The following is a 23,822-nucleotide window of genomic DNA, read 5'->3' as shown; positions in this document are numbered from 1 at the left end:
ACAACCTAGGCTTGGGGAGTAATCATAACCGTTAATACTTTGTCGCCAATGCCTTTTAACTTATGGAATTCTTCGATGATAATATCCTCAGAAGGGAGATAATCAGCCACCTCTTTAGACACTAAAATACTATTTGGGTGGGCAACTTCCTGTAAACGAGCCGCCATATTCACTGCTGGGCCAATAGCAGTATAATCAGAACGCTCTGGAGATCCAAACATCCCAACAACAGCCGTCCCAATATGAATTCCACACCGGAAACGCACAGGTTCAACGCCATTTTCACCGAAAATCCCCCGTTCTCGCCAGCGTTGATTGAGTTTATCAAGGGATTGTAACATTTGTCGTGCCGAATTCACCGCCTGTTTAACCTGTTTTTCAGGCCGTAACTCCTCCGGCGCGCCATAGAGAGCCATCACCGCATCCCCAACAAACTTATCCACCGTCCCCCCATTAGCAAAAATTACCCGTGTCATTTCCGCCAAATACTCATTCAGAACCACAGCAATTCCCTGAGATTGTAATTGATTTGACATTTGGGTAAAACCCACAATATCACTAAATAGAATAGTAATTAATCGAGGTTCAGGACTCAAATCCAATGCTAACTGACCCGTTGCCGCCTTTTTCACCATTGTTTCCGGTAAAAACCGCTTCAAAACAGACTCTGTTAAATACCGATTCAACTCAGCAACACGCCGTTCATTCTCTTTTAACGACTGTAAATTCTTCACCTCTGCCAACAACTCTCGATCATTAAACGGTTTAGATAAATAAGCATCAGCCCCCCGTTCAACGCCTTCTAAGCGGGTATCCTCATCCGCCTTAGCTGTTAATAAAATCATCGGAGTCCCCTTCAATTCGGTGTTTTCTCGAATTAACCGAATTAAATCCAACCCCGATACCAACGGCATCATTAAATCCGTAATAATCACCTCTGGATGATATTTTTGAGCCATTTCAAACCCCTCATGACCATTACAAGCCACAACAACATTGTATCCAGATTGGCGAAGAATCTTCGAGACATAGCGCCTTAAATCCGGGTTATCATCCACCACCAAAACTAAATTTGTAGAAGTACCATTGTCCCCCAAAGCCATGATTTCTTCAGAAGTTTCTGAGCCATCAGAATAATCTTCATCCATAACATCAACATCAATATCCGCAAACTCCACCGAAGCACGACTTGAATTTAATTCCGCCGGAATTTCTAACACCTGTTCCCCCGGTAAATGGGAACATCCTAAAGGCAACCAAACCGTAAAAGTTGTACCCTTTCCATAAACCGACTCCACAGAAATTTGCCCCTTGTGAAGTTCCACTAATTCTTTAACTAAAGCTAATCCTAAACCCGATCCCTCATAAGAACGATTCGCCGAACCCTCCGCTTGACGAAACCGTTCAAATAAATAAGGAATTTGTTCCGGTTTAATCCCAATGCCAGTATCTTGAACTTGCAGACGACAATGATCCCCCAAGGGTTCAACCCTCAACGTAATCGTACCAGAAGGCGGAGTAAACTTCATGGCATTCGACAGTAAATTATAAAGAACCTTATCAAAACGTTCCAAATCTAAATACAACAACGGACAAGAATGTAACTCCGTTTTTAAATAGATTTCTTTCTTCTGACAATAAAGTTGAAACGACTCAACCGTACTACGACAAAAAGCAATCAAATCACAAGGACGGAAACTCGGCTGCATTCGTCCAGCATCAAACCGTTGTAAATCTAATAATTGATTGACTAACCGTAACAGCCGTCGAGAATTTCGTAAAGCAATTTTAGCTTGTTCTTGGGGTAAATCTTGCTGTTGATTAATGGCAGATTCTAACGGCCCAATCATTAACGTTAAGGGAGTGCGAAACTCATGGGAAATATTTTGAAAAAATTCCGTTTTAATCCGATCAGCTTCTAACAATCGTTCCGCTTGTTGTCGAGTTTTTTGATATAAACGAGCTTGTTGCACTGCTAAAGCCGCCTGTACCGCCACCACTTCCACCAAATTAATTTCTGAATCCAGCCATTTGCGAGTCCGATTATTTTGTCGCAGGGAAATACTGCCAATAATCTCACCGTCGGAAAGTAAAGGCACCACCATTAAGGCTTTAGAAGCGGAACGCAGAGGTAATTCGGCAATATGAGATTCTGGTTGTAAATCTAAATCTTGAATCACAACAGGTTGTCGGGTGCGTAACAATTGTTGTAACACCGGATTTCCCCGAATCGGAACCAAAGACTGCGGCAACATTTCCAGAAATTGTTGAGCGTGAACCGTCGCATCCACACCCGCGAGGGGAGACTCTGACCACCATTCATCGCTCACCAAAGAAGCTTGTCGAGCCGCATCATATAAACCCACACATTGAACATACTCATCATCTCTTGTCCACAACGATAAAGCACAACCATCAACCCGTAACGCCTCTCCCAACTGTTGCGTAATAGCCGCAAAAATAGTACGGGGATCAAGACTAGAGCGAATAGCAGAAGTAATCGTATTAACCAACGCCTCCCGTTTAGCCAGTTCTCGGACTTGTTCATAGGCGCGAGCTTGAGACAAGGCTAAAGCCGCCTGATCCGCAACAGTAATCACCAACTGCACCTCATGATCCTGCCAAACATGAGAGTCTTGGCAGTGATGCAACGCCAAAACAGCCATTAAGTCTAGTTTGTAGAATAGGGGGACAACCAAACTAGAGCGAATCTGAGATTGAGTATAAGCTTGTTGACGTTCTATCACCGATACCACCCGTTCATCGGTTTCTGCTTCTTGGATGACTTCAACATCAGTCGTTTCCCACACTAATAATTGCAGGAGATCCGTTGAGGGCTTTTGATCATCCGAAGTATCCAGAAGTTCTCCCCGTCCTGACTCATACATAAACCATTCATCTACCATTTGCCCATCTTGGAACGGTCGCAAAAGGCAATAGCGGGCCTCAAACATTTGACCCACCGTTTCCACAATCCGTTGTAGCATTTCCCGGTAGTTGGGGGCCGAACGAATGGTATTGGTAACGGCATAGAGAAGGGATTCTTGTTGGAGTGCCCGTCGCAGTTCTTCGGTGCGGGATTTGAGAACCGTATGGGTTTCTAAGGCTTGTTTAACGATCGCCTTGAGTTCGTCTGCGTCCCAAGGTTTAGTCACATATTTAAAGACTTTACCCGAATTAATCGCTTCAACTAAATCTTCAACATCGGTGTAACCTGTAAGAATAATCCGAATAATATCGGGATATTGAGCCGCCGTTAAACTCAAAAATTCCGTCCCACTCATTTGTGGCATTCGTTGATCAGAAATAATCACAGCCACGTCAGATTGAGACGCTAAGATGTCCAGCGCCGTCGGCCCGCCTTCTGCTCGCAATACCCGGTATTCCCGATGAAAAGTGCGATACAGCAGATCTAGGTTATCGGGTTCATCATCGACAACTAAGATAGTCGGCTTAGATTTTTTCAGGGAATTCATGCACCGATCTCCTGCTGCAAGGGCTGTAGGGGGCTTGCGTTCTGTGTGGGTAACAGATTGGGGTGAACCCGCCCCTACCGGGTTATCAGGGTTAAGAACGTGTCAAGTGGTTTGGTGATTGAGGATGCCCCCTATTAATCTTATGCTTCTAGGGTGTTAGGTGTTGGATGTTGGGTCTTGAGGATGGATAGCTAACCCTCAACTGCTCACCAACAAGCCCAGCCCCTTTTGTACCCATCCGACTAGAAGGAATCGCTGCTCTCAGTTGAATCGGTTTTCCCGTGTCAGATGCCGTTTGTGGTTCAATTGTTAACCCCAGAAACCCCGACCCTCTCTCAATCTTTGTTGATTCTTGTTGGACATCTGCATCCAACCTTTGATGATCAAGATACTCATTGATTACTTATCCGATGCAGGTATAACCACAATCAGGATATTGATGCACAATATTTATTGTACCTTGATCATCCTGGGTGCGGAATTGTTGGCTGTTCTTAGGAAGAGGTAGGTGCAAGGATTTTATATATATTCTTGTGATCTTTATTATTCCTGTGCGATCTCTAAACTGGTGAATCATTTGTTTTTCTCTTCCCCATCTCACTCATCCTTTTTCGGATGCGAAAACCTCACTGGGCCGGGAACTCCTCCTCGGGTAGGAGCTTCTGTGGATTATTCTCGGTTACAAATTCGAGCGGCGACCTTGGGGGATCTCAGCGCCTTAACGGATGTTTTAGCCGAGAGTTTTCATTCCCGTGAGGGGATTTTTGGCTGGGTTTATCCGATTTTGCGGTTCGGGATTTATGAAGATTTACGCCATCGTCTGGTCATGGGTTCGGAACACTATCTGTGTTTAGTTGCTGTTGCTTCATCGGTCGGGGTTTCGTCCTCGATTTATAGACTCAATCAGGAGTATATTTTAGGAACGGTGGAAATGAGTTTGCGATCGCGGTATGCTTGGCAATTATCGTTAACGTCTCGCTATCCCTATTTATCTAATTTAGCGGTTCATCCCCATTATCGACAGCAGGGAATTGCCCAACAATTATTGAGAATTTGTGAACAAACTGCCAAAAGTTGGGGATTTTCTCATCTTTATCTTCATGTCCTGGAAAATAATCGCCCAGCGAGACAGCTTTATTACAAACAAGGTTATCGATTAAAAGAGATTGATTCGGGTTGGGATTCGGTATTATTTGGACAGCCTCGACGTTTGTTTTTACAAAAACGAATTTGAGCTTTTTTTAAGACTGAATTCGTTGTTTTAATCGTTCTCCCAAACGTAAAATTTGACACGCTAAAATCCCCGCCCCAAAGCCATTATCAATATTAACAACACCGACTCCCACCGCACAGGAATTTAACATGGTTAACAGAGGAGCTAACCCATTAAAACTGGCGCCATAACCGACACTGGTGGGAACAGCAATCACCGGACAATCGGCTAAACCAGCAACGACACTGGGTAAAGCACCTTCCATTCCCGCCACTACAATTAATACATCCGCATCGGCAATTAAAGGCCAACTACTGAGTAAGCGATGAATTCCAGCAACTCCCACATCCCATAACCGTTTCACGGAAAAACCACATAAAGTTGCGGTTATTGCTGCTTCTTCCGCAACGGGTAAATCGGCAGTTCCGGCTGTTAAAATGGTTATTTTTCCGTTAGTATGAACCTGGGGAATGGTATCCGGTTGAATGGCACAAATTTTAGCCGATTCATAATAGCGTAAATCCGGTATTTGTGCTTTTAAGTGTTGATAAATATCGGGTTCAATTCGAGTCGCCATAACCACCGGATTTCGGGTTCGCATCACCTCGATAATCTTAATAATTTGTTCGGGGGTTTTATTCAGTCCCCAAATCACTTCAGGAAATCCGGTTCTTAATTTGCGATGGTGATCAATTCTAGCAAAATCACCAACGGGTTCAAAATCAAAGTATTTAATTTTATCTAAGGCATCGGTTGGGGTCAGTTGACCGGATGCAACGGATTCGAGTAACTGTTGTAAGGCTTCAGGATTCATTTCGATTTAAAAACTAATTATTCAGCAATTCTGAGTTCATACAAATTCCAAAAACCTCCTCCTAAAGGGGTGAATTGAATGCCTTGAACTCGGTTGCGAATCGCTTCAAAGGAGAGGGGATTAACCATATATAATAAAGGCACTTGTTCGGCAATAATTTTTTGAGCTTTGCCATAAAGTTCTTTCCGCTTTTTCGGATCAAATTCTTGGGACGCTTTCACAAATAAATCGTCTATTTCTTGTTCCCAAGTAGAAACTTGCCAACCTTTAATCTCTGGTTCTCCCGGTTGTGGCCCTTGGTTAAAGGTGTGTAACCGTCCATTCACTGACCAAATATTATAACCCCCATGGGGTTCAACTCCGCCTCCAGTAAATCCTCCTAGATAGGCATCCCAATTTCGGGAACTCGAAAGACGTTCTACCAAAGTATTAAAGCTGAGAAATAATAAATCGACTTGAATCCCAATTCTAGCAAGATCTTGGTTAATTTGGGTTGCCATTTGTTCCCGAATTTTTTTACCCGCACTGGTTAAGAGAGTAAAGCGAACAAAATTTCCGTCACTATCGGTTAATTGCCCTTGATTATTATACTTAAATCCAGCATCAATTAACAGCTTTTTGGCTTGTTCAGGATCATAAAGATAGGTTTTTAATCCTTCTTCGGGAGATAAATAAAAGGGACTTTGTACAGGAATGGGAGAAAATTGCAGTTCTCCTAATCCCAAATAAAGGTTATTTTTCATCACGTCCCGATTAATCGCATAATAAACCGCCTGTCGGAAAGCTGTATTATTAAACCATTTGGATTTAATCGGCTCAACAAAGGGTTTTCCTTGGACATTTTTTCCTTGATTTAAGTTAAATGCCATAAACACAGTTCCCATATCTGGCCCTGCATTAAAAATGGTAAATTTTCCCCGTTCTTCTTCAGGTTTTAATAAAGGAAATGCTTCGGGTTGAATGGGTAAAGTATCTAAAGAACCTGAACGAAAATTCAATAATTGAGTATCGGTACTTTCTATAATTTGCCAGACAATTTGTTCAATATAGGGTTGTGGATTACCCTGTTCATCTTTGCGCCAATAATAAGGATTTCGTTGTAAAATTACCCGTTGATAGGGAGCATAGCTTTGGATGCGATATTGACCATTTCCCACAATATCTTGGGGGTTTGTATCGGTTCCCCAAGTGGTTAAAAATTTGGGGTTTCCCTCAGCATCGGTTTGGGTTATAGATTGTTTTAAAATATGAGCCGGTAAAATCGTGATTCCGGCTACATATTTTAAAAAAGGAGCAAAGGGTTCCGCAACGGCAAATTCAACCCGACGATTATCTAATTTTTTAACCGTTGGGAAGGTGCGACTTTTTCCGACTCGTAAAATATCTTTAAAACTGGTGGGAATTTTATCGTTTAAATAAATTTTATTATAGGTAAAAATAATATCATCAACGGTGAAGGGTTCACCATCCGACCACTTCAACCCGTCTTTTAAGGTAATGATAATTTTTTGTTTATCCTGAGAAATTTCCCAACCTTCAGCTAACCCCGATTTGGGAATTAATTCTCCGGTTACGGGGTCTTCTTGAATTAACGGGTCATACAAATAACCAAATACATTATAAGCAGATTGGCTCATGGGCGGATTAAACGTCGCTGGGCCGCTAGGGGTGGGAATCACCAATCGAGATGGAATTTGGGATTGAACGGCACTACAGGCGCTCAGAACCAGTGCTAACAGAATCACTAAGGCTTTTTTAAAGCCATTCTGGTTAAATATAATCATGGATTAGAGATGAATTAAACGCTCAATAACTGAAGATTAAGCAAGAGATTGTTGAATCGAGTCTTAGTTTTATCAGGATAAACGCCCTATTATGTTAATTCATTTTTTCTAATAACGCCACTGCATAAGCGGCAATGCCTTCTTCTCGACCAACGGGGCCTAATTTTTCATTAGTGGTTGCTTTGACACTAATTTGATCAAGATCTAAGTTTAATGTTGTAGCCAAAATATAGCACATGGCTTTAATATGAGGTTTTAATTTCGGACGTTCTGCGACAATTACAGAATCAATATTCCCGACTTTCCAACCTCGATCTAAAATCAGTTGATTCACCTGTTCTAAGAGGATTAAACTATCCGCCCCCGCCCATTTTTCGTCTGTGGGTGGGAAGTAATGCCCAATATCTCCTAAACTTAAAGCGCCTAACATAGCATCCATAATGGCATGGGTTAAAACATCCGCATCACTATGTCCTAATAACCCTAATTCATGGCTAATTTTTATCCCGCCTAAAATTAAGGGTCGTCCGGTAACTAATTTATGAATATCATACCCATTGCCAATGCGAATATTCATCAGATATTGTTTCCCATTAAAATCAACATAGTTTTTTATTTTACCATCAATTCGGATCAAGTTTTATAAATCGGAAATACTCAACTTTCTTAACATTGAGGTTTTTTTGTCTTGGTGGGCTTGCATTCGTCCTAAGACATCACAGAGGAATTGTAACGCTTTATCAATATAAGCTCCTTTATTTAACATCACACATTCTGCCCGACTTCCCATGGCTGCATCCGTCACTTCTGCACGAGATGGCATTCCTCCTTTTGCCATAGATTCTAACACCTGAGTTGCCCAAATAACCGGAATATGAGCGGCTTCACACAGCCATAAAATCTCTTCTTGAACTTCTGAAAGTCGTTCAAATCCTAATTCTACACCTAAGTCTCCCCGTGCGACCATAACAGCCAGGGGAGGATGTTGCATCGCTGTTAATAACAATCGAGGAAGTTGATCAAAAGCTTGTTGATTTTCAATTTTTAAAATGATCCCTAAATGTTCTCCTCCGGCTCGTTTTAATTCTGTAATTAATTGTTCGATATCTTCAGGTTGCTGCACAAAAGAAAGTGCTACCATATCTCCAAATTGAGCAATAAATTCTAAATCTTGAATATCTTTTTCTGTTAAAGCCGGAAGATTTAACATCGTGTCAGGAAGATTAATCCCTTTTTCACTTTTGAGTTTATTTTTACCATTGACAACGGATGTAATTTCAACTCTAAACTGATTTTCAAATACTTCTCGAATAATACCTGCTATTTTTCCATCATCAAAAAAGATCCGTTCCCCGATTTTTACATCTCGAAACACTTCAGGTAAACTACAACCGATACAAGCTGGTTGGATGAGATTTCCCTGTTCATCTAAAACCGCCGATTTTCCTAAAATTTCTCCTTGAATAATCAGGAGTGCATCGCCTTCTGCTAGGGTAATGGCTTGAGGTTGGGGCGAAATTTGAGTAACAGTATCTTTGGCGATTAATTTCTTCCCTCGATACAAAGATAATTTAGTATTAGAAACAAGATAAGCCGTTTTATCACTTTCACAAATACAAGTTGTTTTATTGACTTCGATTACGTTCAAAAATCGACGGCTTCCCCTGGTATCAGTCAAGCGAATTTGATCTCCAACTTTTGCCAATTCTAGTAAATGTCCTTGAATCGGAATCACATTATTTTTATCGGGTAAGGTATGAGGTTGAGAAGTAAAATAAATTTTTTCCGGTTTAATAACTTGTCCTAAAACGTTGCGCGTTGGTTTCCATTTAATTAATTCTGGCCCAGGTTCAATCTGTTCTGTGCGTAATTTTGGCCCTGCTAAATCAAAGGAAATGCGGCAGGATTTCCCTAATTGTCGTTCAGCAGCGCGTAAATTGAGGATCATTTTTTCCCAAGCTTCAGGATAATCATGAGCGCAATTAATTCGCATCACATTCATTCCTAGTGCTAATAAATTATAAATAATTTTAGGATCATGGGCGGCTTCACTGGGAATTGTTACCATGACGCGGGTGTTATGTTGTTTAGGACGAGGGCCTAATATGGCGACAGCGTTTTCTGCTAATAGGGCGCTTCCGACCTCAAAAGTGATGGGGGCTTCCTGTTCTAACTCAGTGGGAATAGGGCGTTGATCTAATCGATATAATGTGCCTAAAACAGCATCTAAAGATGCCATTACATGGGCTTCCATACGTCCTAAAGAACTTAATCCTAATCGAATTAATTCCCGTTGTAATTCCCGCAGATCATGACGACGGATGGCTAAATAATGTACTAAATTATAGGCACTTTCTCGACAAGCTGGAGAGGTTTTTTGTAGTAAATCAGCTAATTCTTCTTCTAGGGATATGGCGGTTTGTCGAAGTTCGGTTACAGAACGAATCGCTCTTTCAATAGTAATAGAACGAGACAGTTCAGCAGAGGTATATCGCTGTTGTGGTTTCATATCTTTAAGTAGACCTAAGTTAAGTCTAGGGAAAAGTTTTATTCTGAACTTAACTTTGATTTTAGATTGAGAACCCTTCCTCGCGCAATCCCATTGTTAAAAAGCCTCAATAAACTTAAAAATGATTAGGAATCCGCAAGAAAAATTACCAGGGGAAATGTAGGGATGTTTTGCTGAACTGGACGTTAGGATAAAATTTAAACTTAACTTAAACTGTTCTTAAACAGTCTAGGCTATGCTTGATGTTTAAAAACTCTGTGAAGATGAATGAATAGAATGTGCAGAAACGCGATTGGACTGAGAAGCAGCAACACCAAAAAAAACAAATAAAATCAGAAATACACTGACCACATACCCTAAACTAATCATTGCGTAGGAATTAGCCATACCATTGAGGAATTGTTTAATCATCAAGACATGGATGAGTAAGGTATTCATGATTGTAACCTCCATTGTGGAATTTATGAATCGGTAATACTCAACCCGCAAAAGAGTTAGCACCCGGTTGATTCTATGGGGTGATATTCGCGTTTTTGTATATGGATAACTCTTTTGGAGGATGTTACTTCTAATGCGAACTCATTCAGAGTAAACTAGCTGGCATAGAAATTATAACAACTGCCACCAGGACTTTTCAGGTGGTTTTTTGCAGCTATCGTACAAGAAAAAAATTCTTGTCTGAGCAGTTGCAAATCTATAATAACACAATCACTGCTCAATGAAAAGTTAAATTGAGGATTATAATCCCGTAGTAGGATGGCCTATGCCCACCCCTAATCATATTGAAGAGTGAAAATAAGCCATTTTTTCAGTTTTATTCAGATCTTAAAAAAGGTTCAAATGGGGGAACATTGACCCAAGTTCCGGTTTCATTGGATTCATGGGTTAAATCCATTAATAATTGAGAATAAACCCCTTCTTTTAAGGAGGGTTCTAAACTTTTTCCTTGTTCAATTCCGCTTATCCATTGATCAATAACTCGCATTAAAGGCGCAATTCGACCATCAGGATAAATCCGGGGAAATTCTAATTGTTCAGGAATCGAAATTTCGCTTAAAGCTTCACCTTTCTTGCTTCCCCATAACCGAAATCCATGTACATAATCTTGTTGATTATCACTTCCTAAAATTAAGGTTCCTTCACTGCCATAAACTTCAACCCAATGTCCTCGTCCTTGATAGGTGACAGAACTTAAACAAATTTGACAAGGTGTACCATCATTAAGTTCTAAAATTAAGGTACAAATATCATCGGCATCAACAAGTTTTAATTCCCCTCCGGCTTCAGGATCAGGACGTAAGGGAATGGTAGTATTGAGTTGTCCACAGAGGCGTTTAATTGAACCAAATAACCAGGAAATATAATCAAAACTATGGGAACCAATGGCGCCTAATACCCCGCCTCCTTTGTCTTTTTGAGCATACCAATTCCAAGGACGAGTTTCATCCGCACGACTGGAAACTAACCAATCAATTTTAATTAGTCTTTTTTGACCGACATAATTATTAGCTAAAAGTTGGGCAAATTGTTGCCAAGGGGGAATAAACCGAAATTCAAAATCTAAGCTGGTTATACAGTTCTTAGATTCAGCAAGTTGATAGAGATATTTAGCTTCTTGAACGGTTAATGTTGTCGGTTTTTCTAATAATAAATGTTTACCCGCATTCAAGGCTTGTTTAGCCATTTCAAAATGTAAAAATGGGGGGGTTGAAATCGCAACTCCTTGAACTTGTGGTAATGCAACAATCTCATCAATGGTATTAAAAGCATAGGGGATATTATGGCTAGAAGCGATCGCTTTCGCTTTTTCTAAATCTCGATGATAAACGGCTACAACTTCAGTTTTAGGGTGGTCTTGAAAGGCAGGAATATGAACTTTTTTACCGAATCCTGTCCCAATTACAGCAATGCCAATTTTTGTGTCTGTTGTCATGGTTTCTCCTGATCATTCAAATTGCTTAATTTACTACTGGGGTAAAATCCAACAAGGCTCCGAAAAATCGAACCCTATACCCGCTAAGATTACAAACGAGTCTTAATTTTATTTTCTACCCATGCTATTACGTTTTCTCCTAAATAAACGTTATCTAATAAATCAATTTCTCTAATTCCCGTTGGACTGGTGACATTCACTTCTGTTAAATAGCCTCCAATCACATCAATTCCGACAAAATATAAGCCATCTGCAATTAATTTAGGGGCTAATTGTTGACAAATTTCATACTCTCGATCTGTAATTTCCGTTTTAGCGACTCGTCCGCCAACCGCCATATTTCCTCTAAATTCTTGACCTGTGGGAATGCGATTCACTGCACCAATGGCTTCACCATTTAACAAAATAATCCGTTTATCTCCGTCTTTGGCTTCCGGTAAAAATCGTTGAATCATCACCGGATATAACCCTTGTTGAGTGCTAATTTCAATTAAAGAATTGAGATTGCGATCGCAGGCTTCCAAAAATAAAATTCCTTCCCCTGCTTTTCCGCCTAAAGGTTTTAAAACGGCTGCACCTTCTTGTTCAACAAAATCTCGAATCACCTGTTTATCTCGACTAACAATCGTTGTCGGAATACAATCTTTAAATTGTAGCGCGTACATTTTTTCATTTGCTGTTCTTAACCCATAAGGGGAATTAATCACCAAGGTTTTTTCGGGGTTAATATAATCTAAAAGATAGGTAGCATAAAGATAGGGAATTGTTACAGGGGGATCGGTTCGCATAAACACCGCATCCATATTTTCTAAAGGTTGAAGGGTCGGTTGATCAATAGAAAACCAAATTTCACCGACAACCCAACGACCTTGATCCCTAACAATGGGGGTGAGGCGAACTGGCGTTAAAAGTGCCCAGGTTTGACCCTCAATCACATTTAATTGATGCACTTGTGTCACCCAGATTTCATGTCCTAAAACTTGCGCGGCTTCCATTAAAGCAACGCTGGTATCATGGCTGGGATTTAATTTTTCGATTGGGTCAATGATGAAGGCAAATTTCATCTTTATTCACAGTTAACGGTTAACAAATTAAACGGACGTTAAAACAGAAGACAAATTTTAAATCCTGACCTTTGAAACCGTCCTTTCATCCATTGGGACTGTCAAAGTAGCAGAATTTAGAATAGAATTAAACCAGTAAAGGATCAAGTTTTCCTTAATTATATTCATTTAAGTTCAGCGAAATGTCAACTTCTTTAACTGTAATTGCACCTCAACCTCGGATTTCAGTTCCCACCTCTAATCCCGATAATCCGGCTTATCTTGTACAACCTGGAATGGGGTTAGATGGTGTTGTTAAAATTCAAGAAATTAATGGTCATAGTTGTAGCGGATCATTGCTAACAACTGGACGTCATATTTTAACCGTTGCCCATTGTGTCACAGATGAATTCGGACAAGCTGATTATAGTTCTCCTTCAGAATATACGGTTTATTTTAATTTACCCTCTGGGACAGTCTCGATTCCCGTTTCTCAAATTTATATTCATCCCGATTGGACTTCTGATACTAATTATAACAATGATATTGCTATTTTAGAACTTTCTCAACCTGCACCTGAAGCCGCGAATCGCTATGAAATTTATACCGGGGCTGATGAAGTGGGACAGATTATGCAAAAAGTAGGCTATGGTGTTCCAGCAACGGGAAATTCTGGAGAAGCCGATTATTCTGATTTAGTTCCAACTAAACGAATGGGGCAAAATCGTTATGAAGCTTCTGGCGAATTATTTAATAGTTATCCTTATTATTATAGTAACCAACCCGGAAAACAATTAGTTTATGATTTTGATAATGGCTTACCCCAAAATGATGCCTTTGGGCAAGAATTTGGCATTAACGATTTAGGATTAGGATTATCAGAAGTTAATATTAGCCCTGGAGATTCAGGGGGGCCAGCCTTTATTAATGGAAAAATTGCGGGTTTGACCTCTAATGGTTTTAGGTCAGCAACACCGGGTATTGATGTTACTAATGCCTTAGATGATAGCTTTGGAGAATATGCTTCTGATACGAGGGTTTCAGTTTATGCAGATTGGATTAATCAAATTATTAATCCTTCTCCCTATAGTGGTAATGATAATATTGTTGGTACAATTAATAATGATTTTCTCTATGGATATCAAGGGAATGATACCCTCAACGGTTTAGGGGGGGATGATCATTTATTTGGGGGAAAAGGGGGAGATAATCTTTATGGAGACGAGGGAAATGATCTTGTTTATGGAAATTTAGAGTTTGATATTCTCTGGGGGGGTTTGGGAAATGATTTTTTAGCAGGAGGTCAAGATTTTGACTATCTCTATGGAGAAGAAGGAAATGATACCTTAACGGGAGATCAAGGCAGTGATTATTTAACTGGAGGAAGCGGATCTGATCTTTTTATTTTGGCTTTGGCAACTTCTAATTCAGATCAATTATTAGCCGATACTATTTATGATTTTGAACCCAGTTTTGATCAAATTGGCTTAACAGAAGGTATAACAGAAGCCAATTTAACCTTAGAATTTTCGACCAATTTATATTCTAACTTACCAGAAACGGTCATTCGGGTGACAAGCTCCAATCAAATTTTAGGGGTAGTTTCTAATATTTCTCCTCAACAACTTCAAGGTCATTTTATTTCGGTTTAACACCGGATAAAAGTTAGAAATTTATTTTCTAGCCCAACCATTAATTGTAAATCGACTATCCGCAAATTGTTTAGACGGACAATAAACGGGTAAAACTTCGTGCATTAAACCGCTATAAAAAAAGATAATGCGATTATTCAAAGGTTCGATGGTTTTAAAATTTTCTAATTTTGAGTAAGCATATTCACCGTGCCAATGGGTATCATAAATTAATAATTCTCCTCCGGTAAAAGCTTTAGGTTCTCGATAGAAATAATAAACATAAGTTAACGTTCGAGTTGCATCTCTTTCTGAACCATTATCATTATGAATGCGGAAATAATGGCCGTGATTATGGGCGGTCAGTTGAGCATCAATATGAGTAATCGCAAAAGGAGGAATATTCAGGTGCTCTAAGGCTTTCCAAAACACAGCCCTAACTCGGTTGAGAATAATATCAGCAAATTCTGGAGAATAATACAACACTAAAGAATTTCGATGTTCGGGATAATCAGCCGTGTTTGTTGCAGGGCCAGTTAATTCATAGTTTCCTTCTTGTTTAATCGCGTAATCGAGAAGAGTTTGATGTTCTTCTGGAGATAAAAAATTATCAATTTGCCAATAGTTAATATTAAAAAGTTCAGCTTCCGGTGTAGGAGGGAGAGAAGGAGATTGAGTTTTAATAAAAATTGGAGGTTCAGTGATCACCCCCACTAAAGAATCACTGGAAAACCATAAGGCTTGTTGCTGTCCATTGACCGGAATTTGAAACAATTTAGGCGGTTCATCTTGATTTTGTTCTGTTCGATGAACCACTGCATTTAATAAATTTAAGAGTAAAGGAGAATTAGAGGGTAACGTGATCCCATATTGATAGCCGCCGAGAAGGAGTAACGTCACCTGAATGTCTTGAATCGTCGGTGTGAGTGTTGGGTTGTGCATAAATTCCTGAAGCCACTGGAAAAGTTGATGTTGATTTTAACTTGAATCCTATACGGCTGATGATCACTTCAAAAATTTTATAGTGCGTAGCACTCAGGAATAGAGCCGTGGGGAGGGCTTTCCCTGCTTCTGGCTAATGCACTATTATTTGCATTTGTCAAGAGAACCGGAGGATGTCTTTACCGAAAATTAACAATCTCAGCAGCAGATATTATACCTTTTGATAGATGCAAATCTTTAAAGCATCAGCCTTTTAGCTGATGAATGAATTTTTTCAACATATTTGCCTCTATCTTAAAATGTATTTTTTTGATAAAGACTCGCTCAAATTGTTGACTTCGCTAATGGGAGTATGGCAATCTGTTTTTAGTGATGACACTCAGATGAGCGCGAAATTACCACTATAGATCAGTTACACAAGATTATTAATGGGTAGTTTCTACAAAAACAAAAATTATCGGTAATCGCTTTTTTAGAGTAATCCTACTGTCAACCTTAACTTGTTTGGAGATTTTGGAAAAATGGCTACTTCAACTCTGATGAAAAAGTTATCTTTGGCTACCGCTAGTGCAGCATTGATGGCGATGGGCGTAGGAACATCAGCACAAGCTGCGAGCTTGACGAATACTACTGGGTTAACTAATCCTACTCAAACTATCAACTTTAATGAGGTTTCTCTTGGTGAAGGAGAGAAGGTCACAGACCAGTTTTCCAGCTTGGGAGTAAGTTTCACCAACCTCTATAACACTACGTTCTATAATGGCATTTTTCCCAATATAGCAGGTAATACTCTAGCTAACTTTTCCAATCCTTATGGTGGGTCCATCGAAAATCCATTTTCTATAAAATTTAACACTAATCAAACTGCGGCAGCATTTTCAATGGTATCCAACCCAGGGACATCAATATTCACTGCCTTACTGAATGGCGCAGTCGTTGAAACATTTAATGCCGTTACTCAATATTCAGGAAACTTCTATGGATTCACAGATATTCTCTTTGATGAGATCCTAGTTAATTCAGCACAAGGCACTAACGGTGCAGCACTTATTGATAATCTTCAGACAGTAGCTGCTACTAAATCTGTTCCCGAACCTGCTTCTACCTTGGGTCTGCTGGCTCTAGGTGCAATGGGTGCAGGTTCACTGAAACGTAAACAACAACAGAAACTAACCGAAAAAGCATAGGTTAATCATCAGTTGCAACAAAACTGTCAAACCACTCAAAGCACAATCCGTTTTTTGGGCCTGATGAAGTGGTGTTTAGAAACCCGGTTTCTTCAAGAAACCGGGTTTCTGCGTATGTGAGCAGTGATCGCAACTTATTAGACGCCAAGGTGACAGTATCTTGATGGCTCCCCAGCAGTAGTAATGTAACTTGAACGTCTCGAAAGCTAAGGAAATTTTAGAGAGAAACGAGGCAATTGTCAACCGGGAATCCCCGTAATTTTACGGAGATTTTTTTTGAAAATTAAAGGCTAAAAATTCCGAATAATTACTGAGTTGTTTTCAGGTAAAATCTGTTACCATAAACCCAAAGAATTAAATAGTTATTGATTGCGATCTGCCCAGATCATCGATTTTAATTTACAACTTTAGGGTTTAAAAGTCCCATGCTTAGACAATCTGACGTAGCGCGAATTTTAGGAGTTTCCCATCAACGAGTCTCTCAATTAAGATTGAGACACCGCATTGAGTTTGCTTGGGATGAGGACTTAAGAACGTGGGTGACAACACCCGAAGAAGTGGAACACTTCTTAGAATGTCGAGCCAAGCGTTCTGCTCTGGTTTATCATCAGGAACCCTCCTTATCTATAGTGCGTAGCACTAGGGAATAGGGAATAGGGAATAGGGAATAGGGAATAGGGAATAAGTTGGCTAAATTTAGACCTGTCAACCACTGTTTAAGTTTGTTTTCAGGCACTGGAGGACTGTACTTCTAACAGCAGGGTAGGATTTTGTCTAAACTCTTGTTTTAAAGGGAGTTCAATGACAAATTCTGTGCCTTTTCCTAATTCTGAATAGCAGGTTAATTTACCCTGATGTTTGGCAATAATTTGATAACTAATCGCTAATCCTAAACCCGTTCCTTTTCCAACGGGTTTTGTCGTAAAAAAGGGTTCAAATAAACGATGTTTGACTCGATCTGTCATGCCAGGGCCATTGTCAGTAATGCGGATCACCACTCGATTCATATCATTCAATTCGGTGTGAATCCGAATAGTTGGGGAAGTGGAAGAAATCTGCCATCCCACCGCCGGGGAATTGAAGCGCTGGGGAGGATGAATAAACTTAGATTCTCCTTCTAATAACGCATCAATGGCATTACTAAGAACATTCATAAAAACTTGATTCAACTGACCGGGATAACATTCAGTTTTCGGTAAGTTACCATATTCTTTAATCACTTGAATGGTAGGATTTCGTTTTTCCCTAGGGCTACCTGCTTGGGGGCGAAGCCGATGTTGTAAAATTAATAAAGTATTCTCCAACCCATCATGAATATTCACAGGTTTCATGTCGGCTTCATCCAAGCGAGAAAAATTCCGTAGGGAGAGAACAATTTCTCGAATTCGGTTGGCTCCGACTTCCATGGAAGATAAAATCTTAGGTAAATCATCCAAGATAAAATTTAACTCAATGGTTTCTTGATGCTGTAGAATTTCAGCATGGGGTTGGGGATAATACTGTTGATACAAGGCGATTAATTCTAATAGGTCTTGGATATATTGACTGGCATAAGTAATATTGCCATAAATAAACGTAATCGGGTTATTAATTTCATGGGCAATTCCAGCGACTAATTGACCTAAACTGGATAATTTTTCGGTTTGAATCAGTTGCGCTTGTGCTTGTCCTAATTCTCTTAAAGTTAGTTCTAATTGTTGCGCTTTAGCGCGTTCTCTGGCTTCTGATTGGCGTAGAGCTTCTTCTGTTTTTTTGCGATCGCTAATATCTTTAACGGTTCCCGTCATGCGGATAGGTTGTTGTTGCTGATCGTACACCACAACTTTACCATGATTGAGAATCCATTTCCATTCCCCAGCATGGCTTAACATTCGATGTTCCATTTCACAAAATGGTGTTTCTCCGGCTAAATGTTGTTTTAGAACAGCAATTACCGATTCTCGATCATCAGGATGAACTAACTTTAACCAAGAACGAGCTTTTCCTTGAATTTTGTTGGTGTCATACCCTAACATCGAACTCCATTGAGGACTAAAATAAACTTCTCCACTGACTAAATTCCAATCCCATAATCCTTGATCCGTTCCGGCTAAGGCTAATTTTAACCGTTCTTCACTGGCTTTCAAAGCTTCGGAGGCTTGGCGTTTTTCAGTCATATCAAAAATAGCACCATTTAACCAACAAGTTGATTCTTCATCGGTTAAAATAATTTGTCCTTTCTCATAAACCCAGCGAATGGTTCCATCTATCCCAATTAAGCGATATTCTAAAATGTAAGGCTGTCGAGATTCTAAACTGACCCGAATCTTTCGCTTAACGGTCTCTAAATCATCGGCATGAATAATACTATTAAAAGAGCGGACTCGATTTTGAATAAAATCACTGGGGGGATATCCCGTAATCGTTTCAATCCCTTGACTGAGAAACACCATCATCCGGTCTTCTTCTAAGATTCCTCGATAGACTGCACCGGGAATATTAGACACTAAAGAGCGGAATTCTCCTTGACGCTCGCGTAATGTTCGTTCAATTTGTTTGCGATCGCTAATATCTCGTGCAAAGGCACATTGATATTCTTTTCCATTAAAATTGAGATGACTAATGGTAATTTCAACGGGAAAAACTCGGTTATGTTTGGTCCGATGGCGAGCTTCAATATTCAAAGATCCACAACGCCTTAAAATTTTCCAATGTAATGCCCAAGAGGATTCAGGAAAATCAGGATTAATATTATGAATGGTCAACTTTAATAATTCTTCAGGTGCATAACCCAGAGACCGACAAGCCGCATCATTCACATATAAAATTTGTCCGTCTTCTCCCACCCAAAAAATCGCATCGGCGGCTTTATCAATGGAAAATTTAGTTAGTTTCAGGACTTCTTCTAGGGGTTCATGGAGATTTAATTTAATCGGAAAAGTCGTATCTAATCTAAATAAGTAAGAGAAATTGACTCGAAGTTTATCCAATTTTGAAGAGGTTTGAGAAGAAATAATTTGATGATGGCAACTTTCACAACTATTGAAAAATTCAACCGATGGGGTAGGTGGAAAAATCCCCGTGGCGGATTGAGTCAGTAGGGAAATCAATCTCCCGACGCTCCCCAAAAACAAAACTGTAAACACAGCTTGACTGATACCGAGGACACTAGGGGTAGGATAGAACTCTCGCAACAGATAGATCAGATGAAGTGTTCCATTGGCGATTAAACCCAAAATTAACAATGTCCCCAGGGACAACTGAGGTTGAGCGGTCGAAGGCTGGAAGGAAAACCGGGTTAAGACTCGACGCACCCAGGACATTGATTCTACTGTTGGGGATGTCTGTAATTCTGAGACTCTGAGTTGACGATAAATCAGCCACCCCGCTAAGGCGTACTGAGCTATAATCATTAGCCCTTCTGTACCCAGAATAGAGGGTTGTAGGGGAATATTACTGGTGGCGTTGGGATAACAGAGGGGTGCAAATCCCTCTAAAATAATGGTATTTTCAAAAAAGGCTTTAAAAAATTCAAACATTCGCTTTAAATTGCCGATAATTTTAGAGAGGGCAATAGCAGAGTTAATAGACTTTTTAGAGAAAAAGCCCTGATCTTGATTGTGTACCACCCTGAATCTAAGGACTCTGTTATGCTGGCTTTATTGTAAGAAATTATTTAACGTTACTCTACAAATTAATACAAGTTGTTATACTTTTATTGAGTTATTTAAAGTTTTCTATCATTTTATCTCAATTTATCCGCCTAAATCCCCCTTAAAAAGGGAGACTTAGAAGGGTGATTCCCCAAAAAAAGGGGGTTTCAGGAGATGATCTAATTTAAGACCCAGTTGACTAACATTCGCACGCCATAACCTGTTGCTCCGGCGGTATTATAACCGTTGTCTTTCTCCGTCCAAACTGGGCCAGCGACATCTAAATGAGCCCAGGGGGTTTTTTCCACAAATTGTTTCAGGAATAAGGTGGCTGTGATCGAACCTCCGGCCCTTGGCCCGGTATTTTTCATGTCGGCGTGCATGGCTTTTAATCCTTCAAAATATTTCTCTTCTAAGGGCATTCGCCAGAGTTTTTCACCGGATGTTTTGGCGGCTGTTTCTAACTCGTTGGCTAAGGTATCATCAGGACTCCATAACCCCGCAATATCATCCCCTAACGCAATAATACAAGCCCCTGTTAAGGTGGCTAAATCAATCATGGCATCTACCCCTAATTTGTCTGCAAAAACCAGGGCATCCGCTAAGGTTAATCGTCCTTCGGCATCGGTATTATTAACTTCAATGGTTTTACCATTAGAAGCTTTGAGAAAATCCCCAGGGTGCATGGCGTGACCACTAATCATATTTTCGGTCACGGCGCTAATAAAATGCACTTCCACATCGGGTTTTAATTGACCAATAACTTTTGCCGCCCCAAAGGTTGCCGCCGCCCCTCCCATATCCATTTTCATCATTTCAATCCCACTGCCACTCACTTTCAGATTTAACCCGCCAGAATCAAAGGTTAATCCTTTACCAATAATGGCTAATTTGCGGCGTGGCGTTGCTTCGGGACGATAGATTAAATGAATAAATTTAGGGGGTAAATCTGAAGCTTGAGCTACTCCTAAAAATGCCCCCATTCCTAATTTTTCACAGTCTTCTTTTTCCAGAATATTGAGTTCAAAGCCGTAGGTTTCAGCGAGATTTTTTGCCATATCTGCCATTGTAATCGGGTTAATTTCATTAGCAGGAGCGGCGACTAATTCCCGTGCTAAAATGACACCCGAACAGATATTTTGAGCACGAGTAATGGCAGTTTCTGTTCCCGGTAAACCCAATAATTCAATCTGTTCAATTCCGTGACCTTTTTCGTCGGGTTCTGACTTAAATCGAGTATCTTGATAAAGGGCTAATTCAATGCCTTCTGTTATCGCTTGGGCGGTGGCTTCTGCTGTTTCAAAAATCGGTAAGCTCACCCCAACCGTTTTGGCTTTTAGGGATTTTGCGGTTTTGGCAATACTAGCAGCCGCCCGTCGTAAAGTATCTAATTGTAATTTGTCCCCTTGACCTAAACCGACTAAAATCACTTTCCGAATGGGGCTATTTCCGCCAACACGAGTGGAAATATTACTATCGGTTTTTGCCTTAAATTCGGTTTCTTCAATTAACTCTTTTAAGGTTCCTGCCAACTGTTCGTCTAAGGTGGCAAAGTCTCCCGTTAATTCAACTTGATCATCAAATAAACCTAGAGCGAGGACATCGCCTGACCAGTCCAAGGGGGATGTGTTTGTTGCTATAAATTCCATTGTTGTTTTCGTCTCAGTTACTCTAAAAAATATAAACCGTTTTCGGGTTCAGGAGGGAAGAAAAGCTTAAAGGTGAACCGGATTTTCGGTATTTTCTTGAAAAACTATGATTCCTGATGGTTAAATCTGATTTATTGTGTCCAGGTTTCGTGCCAGATTTTTCCTCCCACTTCCACACCACACAGGTCGCTGGTGGCTTCCAAAATCATACGGTTTTTGGCTGTTAATTGCAAGTGAATTTTTCCGTGCATGGTATCTCGACAGCGAAAGATTAAGCCTTGTTCTGTTGGTGCTCTTAATAACGTTCCAGGGTGATCCGTTGTTGCGATTAATGACACTTCATACTGTTCATTTTTAGCATTCATCACCCATTTTCCCCAAGGTTCAATTTCCCAATGTACCTGGGAATTCCAAGGCACAAATTCATAAAATTTGCCTTGATAATGAATCCCGACCAAAGCAACGGATTCAGACCACCATAACACCCCCCGTTGTCCACCTCCTGCGGTTAAGGCTAAATCCGGTTCTCCATTGAAACTATTACAATTGACCCAAAACCATTGTTTGGGAAAACTCCCGCCCCAATTTTTTTCACTGTAGGCAGGAGCATTCTCAAATTGATATCTTTTGCCATTCCAATTAATCCAACCTGTTGCTAAACCATGAGCCATTAAAATTTGCCATCCGGGTTCAAAAATGGGTAAAAAAGATAACCATCCGGCCGTTGATTGTTGGGGTTGATTAGCATTTCCCCATCCATAAATCGGTTGAATTTTGTATTGCCAATGACAAAATTGATTCGTAGCGGGATCAGATAATTTTCCTTGATGAAAGGTGGCAGTTCCTTGATAGCCTTGGTGAATATAACGCTCAAAAATTTGCGGTTCTAAATATCCGGGGGAGGCGGTTAAATCTGTTTTTCCCCAATGTCCTAATGCTAATTGATCGGAAGTTGCCCAAAATTTTTTAACATCGGGAAAGGTGCGACATAAATATTGATCATCGGGCCCTAAAATTTGCGCGCCTCCCCCACTGTGGGGTTGATTTTCGATCGGATCTTCGATAGAATACATAAAGGCAAACGTTTGTTTTTCTGGGGGTAAGGTGACTCGATAATACCACCCTTCAAAAAAACGGCGATCGCTTCCATCCCAATGATATCCACTATGGGGGGTTTGTAAAGAGTTCAATTGACGAGTTAAATTAAACATCAATAATCCTACACCAATAAACGATCAAAACCTATTAAAATTATAGAGTAGGGAACACCAAACTGGGAACAAATAACCGGAGTATTAGTATTTTAGGAAATTTCTATACCTAAATTATGGCGTTGAGTGCTATTTTGAAATAAGGGATAAAAATCCAAATCGTAGTGAGCCCTTTAGGACTCTCTTCCCTCTTAAATTAAGTGAAGAAAGCCCTGAAGGGCTTACTACAGGTTATGAACACCGAACCGGGAACAAATAACTGGAGTATTAGTATTTTAGGGGATTTCTATACCTAAATTATGGCGTTGAGTGCTATTCTTAAATAAGGGATAAAAATCCAAATCGTAGTGAGTCCTTTAGGACTCTCTACCCTCTTAAATTAAGTGAAGAAAGCCCTGAAGGGCTTACTACAGGTTATGAACACCGAACCGGGAAAAAATAACGAGAGTATTAGTATTTTAGGAGATTTCTATACCTAAATTATGGCGTTGAGTGCTATTCTTAAATAAGGGATAAAAACCCAAATCGTAGTGAGTCCTAAAGGACTCTCTACCCTCTTAAATTAAGTTAAGAAAGCCCTGAAGGGCTTACTACAGGTTATGAACACTGAACCGGGAACAAATAACTGGAGTATTAGTATTTTAGGGGATTTCTATACCTAAATTATGGCGTTGAGTGCTATTCTTAAATAAGGGATAAAAATCCAAATCGTAGTGAGTCCTTTAGGACTCTCTACCCTCTTAAATTAAGTGAAGAAAGCCCTGAAGGGCTTACTACAGGTTATGAACACTGAACCGG

Annotated in this window: 16 protein-coding genes; 4 read left to right on the top strand and 12 right to left on the bottom strand. The window is 40.1% G+C overall.

Annotated features, from left to right (window positions below):
- Positions 1–5: 5 nt before the first annotated feature.
- A complete protein-coding gene (locus IQ236_RS16260; protein WP_193870265.1) occupies positions 6–3,476 on the bottom strand; it encodes a response regulator in 3,471 nt (1,156 codons plus the stop codon).
- Positions 3,477–4,140: 664 nt separating this feature from the next.
- Between IQ236_RS16260 and IQ236_RS16255 the strand changes: the two genes are divergently transcribed.
- Positions 4,141–4,710: a GNAT family N-acetyltransferase gene (locus tag IQ236_RS16255; protein WP_193870264.1), complete on the top strand. Its 570-nt coding sequence runs from the start codon at positions 4,141–4,143 to the stop codon at positions 4,708–4,710.
- A gap of 7 nt (positions 4,711–4,717) precedes the next feature.
- Here the strand turns inward: IQ236_RS16255 and larB are convergent, their stop codons facing one another.
- The 7 genes from larB to gshB all read right to left on the bottom strand — a co-directional run bounded on the left by larB (position 4,718) and on the right by gshB (position 12,793).
- A complete protein-coding gene (gene larB, locus IQ236_RS16250) occupies positions 4,718–5,503 on the bottom strand; it encodes a nickel pincer cofactor biosynthesis protein LarB (protein WP_193870263.1) in 786 nt (261 codons plus the stop codon).
- A 17-nt stretch (positions 5,504–5,520) separates the two neighbouring features.
- The gene (locus tag IQ236_RS16245; RefSeq protein ID WP_193870262.1) at positions 5,521–7,287 is read right to left on the bottom strand and encodes an ABC transporter substrate-binding protein; all 1,767 of its coding nucleotides are present in this window, start codon (positions 7,285–7,287) and stop codon (positions 5,521–5,523) included.
- A 94-nt stretch (positions 7,288–7,381) separates the two neighbouring features.
- Entirely contained in the window at positions 7,382–7,864 is a 483-nt protein-coding gene (ispF, locus tag IQ236_RS16240) for a 2-C-methyl-D-erythritol 2,4-cyclodiphosphate synthase (RefSeq protein ID WP_193870285.1), read from the bottom strand.
- A 63-nt stretch (positions 7,865–7,927) separates the two neighbouring features.
- Entirely contained in the window at positions 7,928–9,796 is a 1,869-nt protein-coding gene (locus tag IQ236_RS16235) for a pyruvate kinase (protein ID WP_193870261.1), read from the bottom strand.
- 246 nt (positions 9,797–10,042) lie between these two features.
- Positions 10,043–10,234: a hypothetical protein gene (locus tag IQ236_RS16230; RefSeq protein WP_193870260.1), complete on the bottom strand. Its 192-nt coding sequence runs from the start codon at positions 10,232–10,234 to the stop codon at positions 10,043–10,045.
- A gap of 376 nt (positions 10,235–10,610) precedes the next feature.
- Positions 10,611–11,729 (bottom strand): Gfo/Idh/MocA family protein, encoded by a 1,119-nt coding sequence (locus IQ236_RS16225; RefSeq protein ID WP_193870259.1) that lies wholly within the window; start codon positions 11,727–11,729, stop codon positions 10,611–10,613.
- Between the two features lie 89 nt (positions 11,730–11,818).
- Positions 11,819–12,793, bottom strand: coding sequence for a glutathione synthase (gene gshB / locus IQ236_RS16220; RefSeq protein ID WP_193870258.1), 975 nt, complete (start codon positions 12,791–12,793; stop codon positions 11,819–11,821).
- Between the two features lie 182 nt (positions 12,794–12,975).
- Here gshB and IQ236_RS16215 point away from each other — a divergent pair, with 182 nt between their 5' ends.
- A complete protein-coding gene (locus tag IQ236_RS16215; RefSeq protein ID WP_193870257.1) occupies positions 12,976–14,424 on the top strand; it encodes a trypsin-like serine protease in 1,449 nt (482 codons plus the stop codon).
- A 21-nt stretch (positions 14,425–14,445) separates the two neighbouring features.
- On the opposite strand, the gene IQ236_RS16210 is transcribed toward IQ236_RS16215, so the two are convergent.
- Positions 14,446–15,345: a 2OG-Fe(II) oxygenase gene (locus IQ236_RS16210; RefSeq protein WP_193870256.1), complete on the bottom strand. Its 900-nt coding sequence runs from the start codon at positions 15,343–15,345 to the stop codon at positions 14,446–14,448.
- Positions 15,346–15,866: 521 nt separating this feature from the next.
- On the opposite strand from IQ236_RS16210, the gene IQ236_RS16205 reads away from it, so the two are divergent.
- A complete protein-coding gene (locus tag IQ236_RS16205) occupies positions 15,867–16,532 on the top strand; it encodes a PEP-CTERM sorting domain-containing protein (protein ID WP_193870255.1) in 666 nt (221 codons plus the stop codon).
- A gap of 425 nt (positions 16,533–16,957) precedes the next feature.
- Positions 16,958–17,182 (top strand): hypothetical protein, encoded by a 225-nt coding sequence (locus tag IQ236_RS16200; RefSeq protein WP_190523716.1) that lies wholly within the window; start codon positions 16,958–16,960, stop codon positions 17,180–17,182.
- A 78-nt stretch (positions 17,183–17,260) separates the two neighbouring features.
- On the opposite strand, the gene IQ236_RS16195 is transcribed toward IQ236_RS16200, so the two are convergent.
- The 3 genes from IQ236_RS16195 to IQ236_RS16185 all read right to left on the bottom strand — a co-directional run bounded on the left by IQ236_RS16195 (position 17,261) and on the right by IQ236_RS16185 (position 23,024).
- On the bottom strand, positions 17,261–20,050 hold the full coding sequence (locus IQ236_RS16195) for a PAS domain-containing protein (RefSeq protein ID WP_228041674.1): 2,790 nt from the start codon (positions 20,048–20,050) through the stop codon (positions 17,261–17,263).
- Between the two features lie 293 nt (positions 20,051–20,343).
- Positions 20,344–21,813, bottom strand: coding sequence for a leucyl aminopeptidase (locus IQ236_RS16190; protein WP_193870254.1), 1,470 nt, complete (start codon positions 21,811–21,813; stop codon positions 20,344–20,346).
- A 131-nt stretch (positions 21,814–21,944) separates the two neighbouring features.
- The gene (locus tag IQ236_RS16185; protein WP_193870253.1) at positions 21,945–23,024 is read right to left on the bottom strand and encodes a tocopherol cyclase family protein; all 1,080 of its coding nucleotides are present in this window, start codon (positions 23,022–23,024) and stop codon (positions 21,945–21,947) included.
- Between the last annotated feature and the right edge of the window lie 798 nt (positions 23,025–23,822).

It is taken from the genome of Planktothrix mougeotii LEGE 06226 (assembly GCF_015207485.1).
Classification (GTDB): Bacteria; Cyanobacteriota; Cyanobacteriia; order Cyanobacteriales; family Microcoleaceae; genus Planktothrix.
The sequence above is the reverse complement of the archived record's forward strand: the minus strand, read 5'-3'. Positions and strand labels throughout refer to the sequence as shown.

Coding starts and splice junctions, on each gene's coding strand:
- IQ236_RS16260 (WP_193870265.1), bottom strand. CDS start 3,476: ATGAATTCCCTGAAAAAATCTAAGCCGACTATCTTAGTTGTCGATGAT.
- larB (WP_193870263.1), bottom strand. CDS start 5,503: ATGAATCCTGAAGCCTTACAACAGTTACTCGAATCCGTTGCATCCGGT.
- IQ236_RS16245 (WP_193870262.1), bottom strand. CDS start 7,287: ATGATTATATTTAACCAGAATGGCTTTAAAAAAGCCTTAGTGATTCTG.
- ispF (WP_193870285.1), bottom strand. CDS start 7,864: ATGAATATTCGCATTGGCAATGGGTATGATATTCATAAATTAGTTACC.
- IQ236_RS16235 (WP_193870261.1), bottom strand. CDS start 9,796: ATGAAACCACAACAGCGATATACCTCTGCTGAACTGTCTCGTTCTATT.
- IQ236_RS16230 (WP_193870260.1), bottom strand. CDS start 10,234: ATGAATACCTTACTCATCCATGTCTTGATGATTAAACAATTCCTCAAT.
- IQ236_RS16225 (WP_193870259.1), bottom strand. CDS start 11,729: ATGACAACAGACACAAAAATTGGCATTGCTGTAATTGGGACAGGATTC.
- gshB (WP_193870258.1), bottom strand. CDS start 12,793: ATGAAATTTGCCTTCATCATTGACCCAATCGAAAAATTAAATCCCAGC.
- IQ236_RS16215 (WP_193870257.1), top strand. CDS start 12,976: ATGTCAACTTCTTTAACTGTAATTGCACCTCAACCTCGGATTTCAGTT.
- IQ236_RS16210 (WP_193870256.1), bottom strand. CDS start 15,345: ATGCACAACCCAACACTCACACCGACGATTCAAGACATTCAGGTGACG.
- IQ236_RS16205 (WP_193870255.1), top strand. CDS start 15,867: ATGGCTACTTCAACTCTGATGAAAAAGTTATCTTTGGCTACCGCTAGT.
- IQ236_RS16200 (WP_190523716.1), top strand. CDS start 16,958: ATGCTTAGACAATCTGACGTAGCGCGAATTTTAGGAGTTTCCCATCAA.
- IQ236_RS16195 (WP_228041674.1), bottom strand. CDS start 20,050: ATGTTTGAATTTTTTAAAGCCTTTTTTGAAAATACCATTATTTTAGAG.
- IQ236_RS16190 (WP_193870254.1), bottom strand. CDS start 21,813: ATGGAATTTATAGCAACAAACACATCCCCCTTGGACTGGTCAGGCGAT.
- IQ236_RS16185 (WP_193870253.1), bottom strand. CDS start 23,024: ATGTTTAATTTAACTCGTCAATTGAACTCTTTACAAACCCCCCATAGT.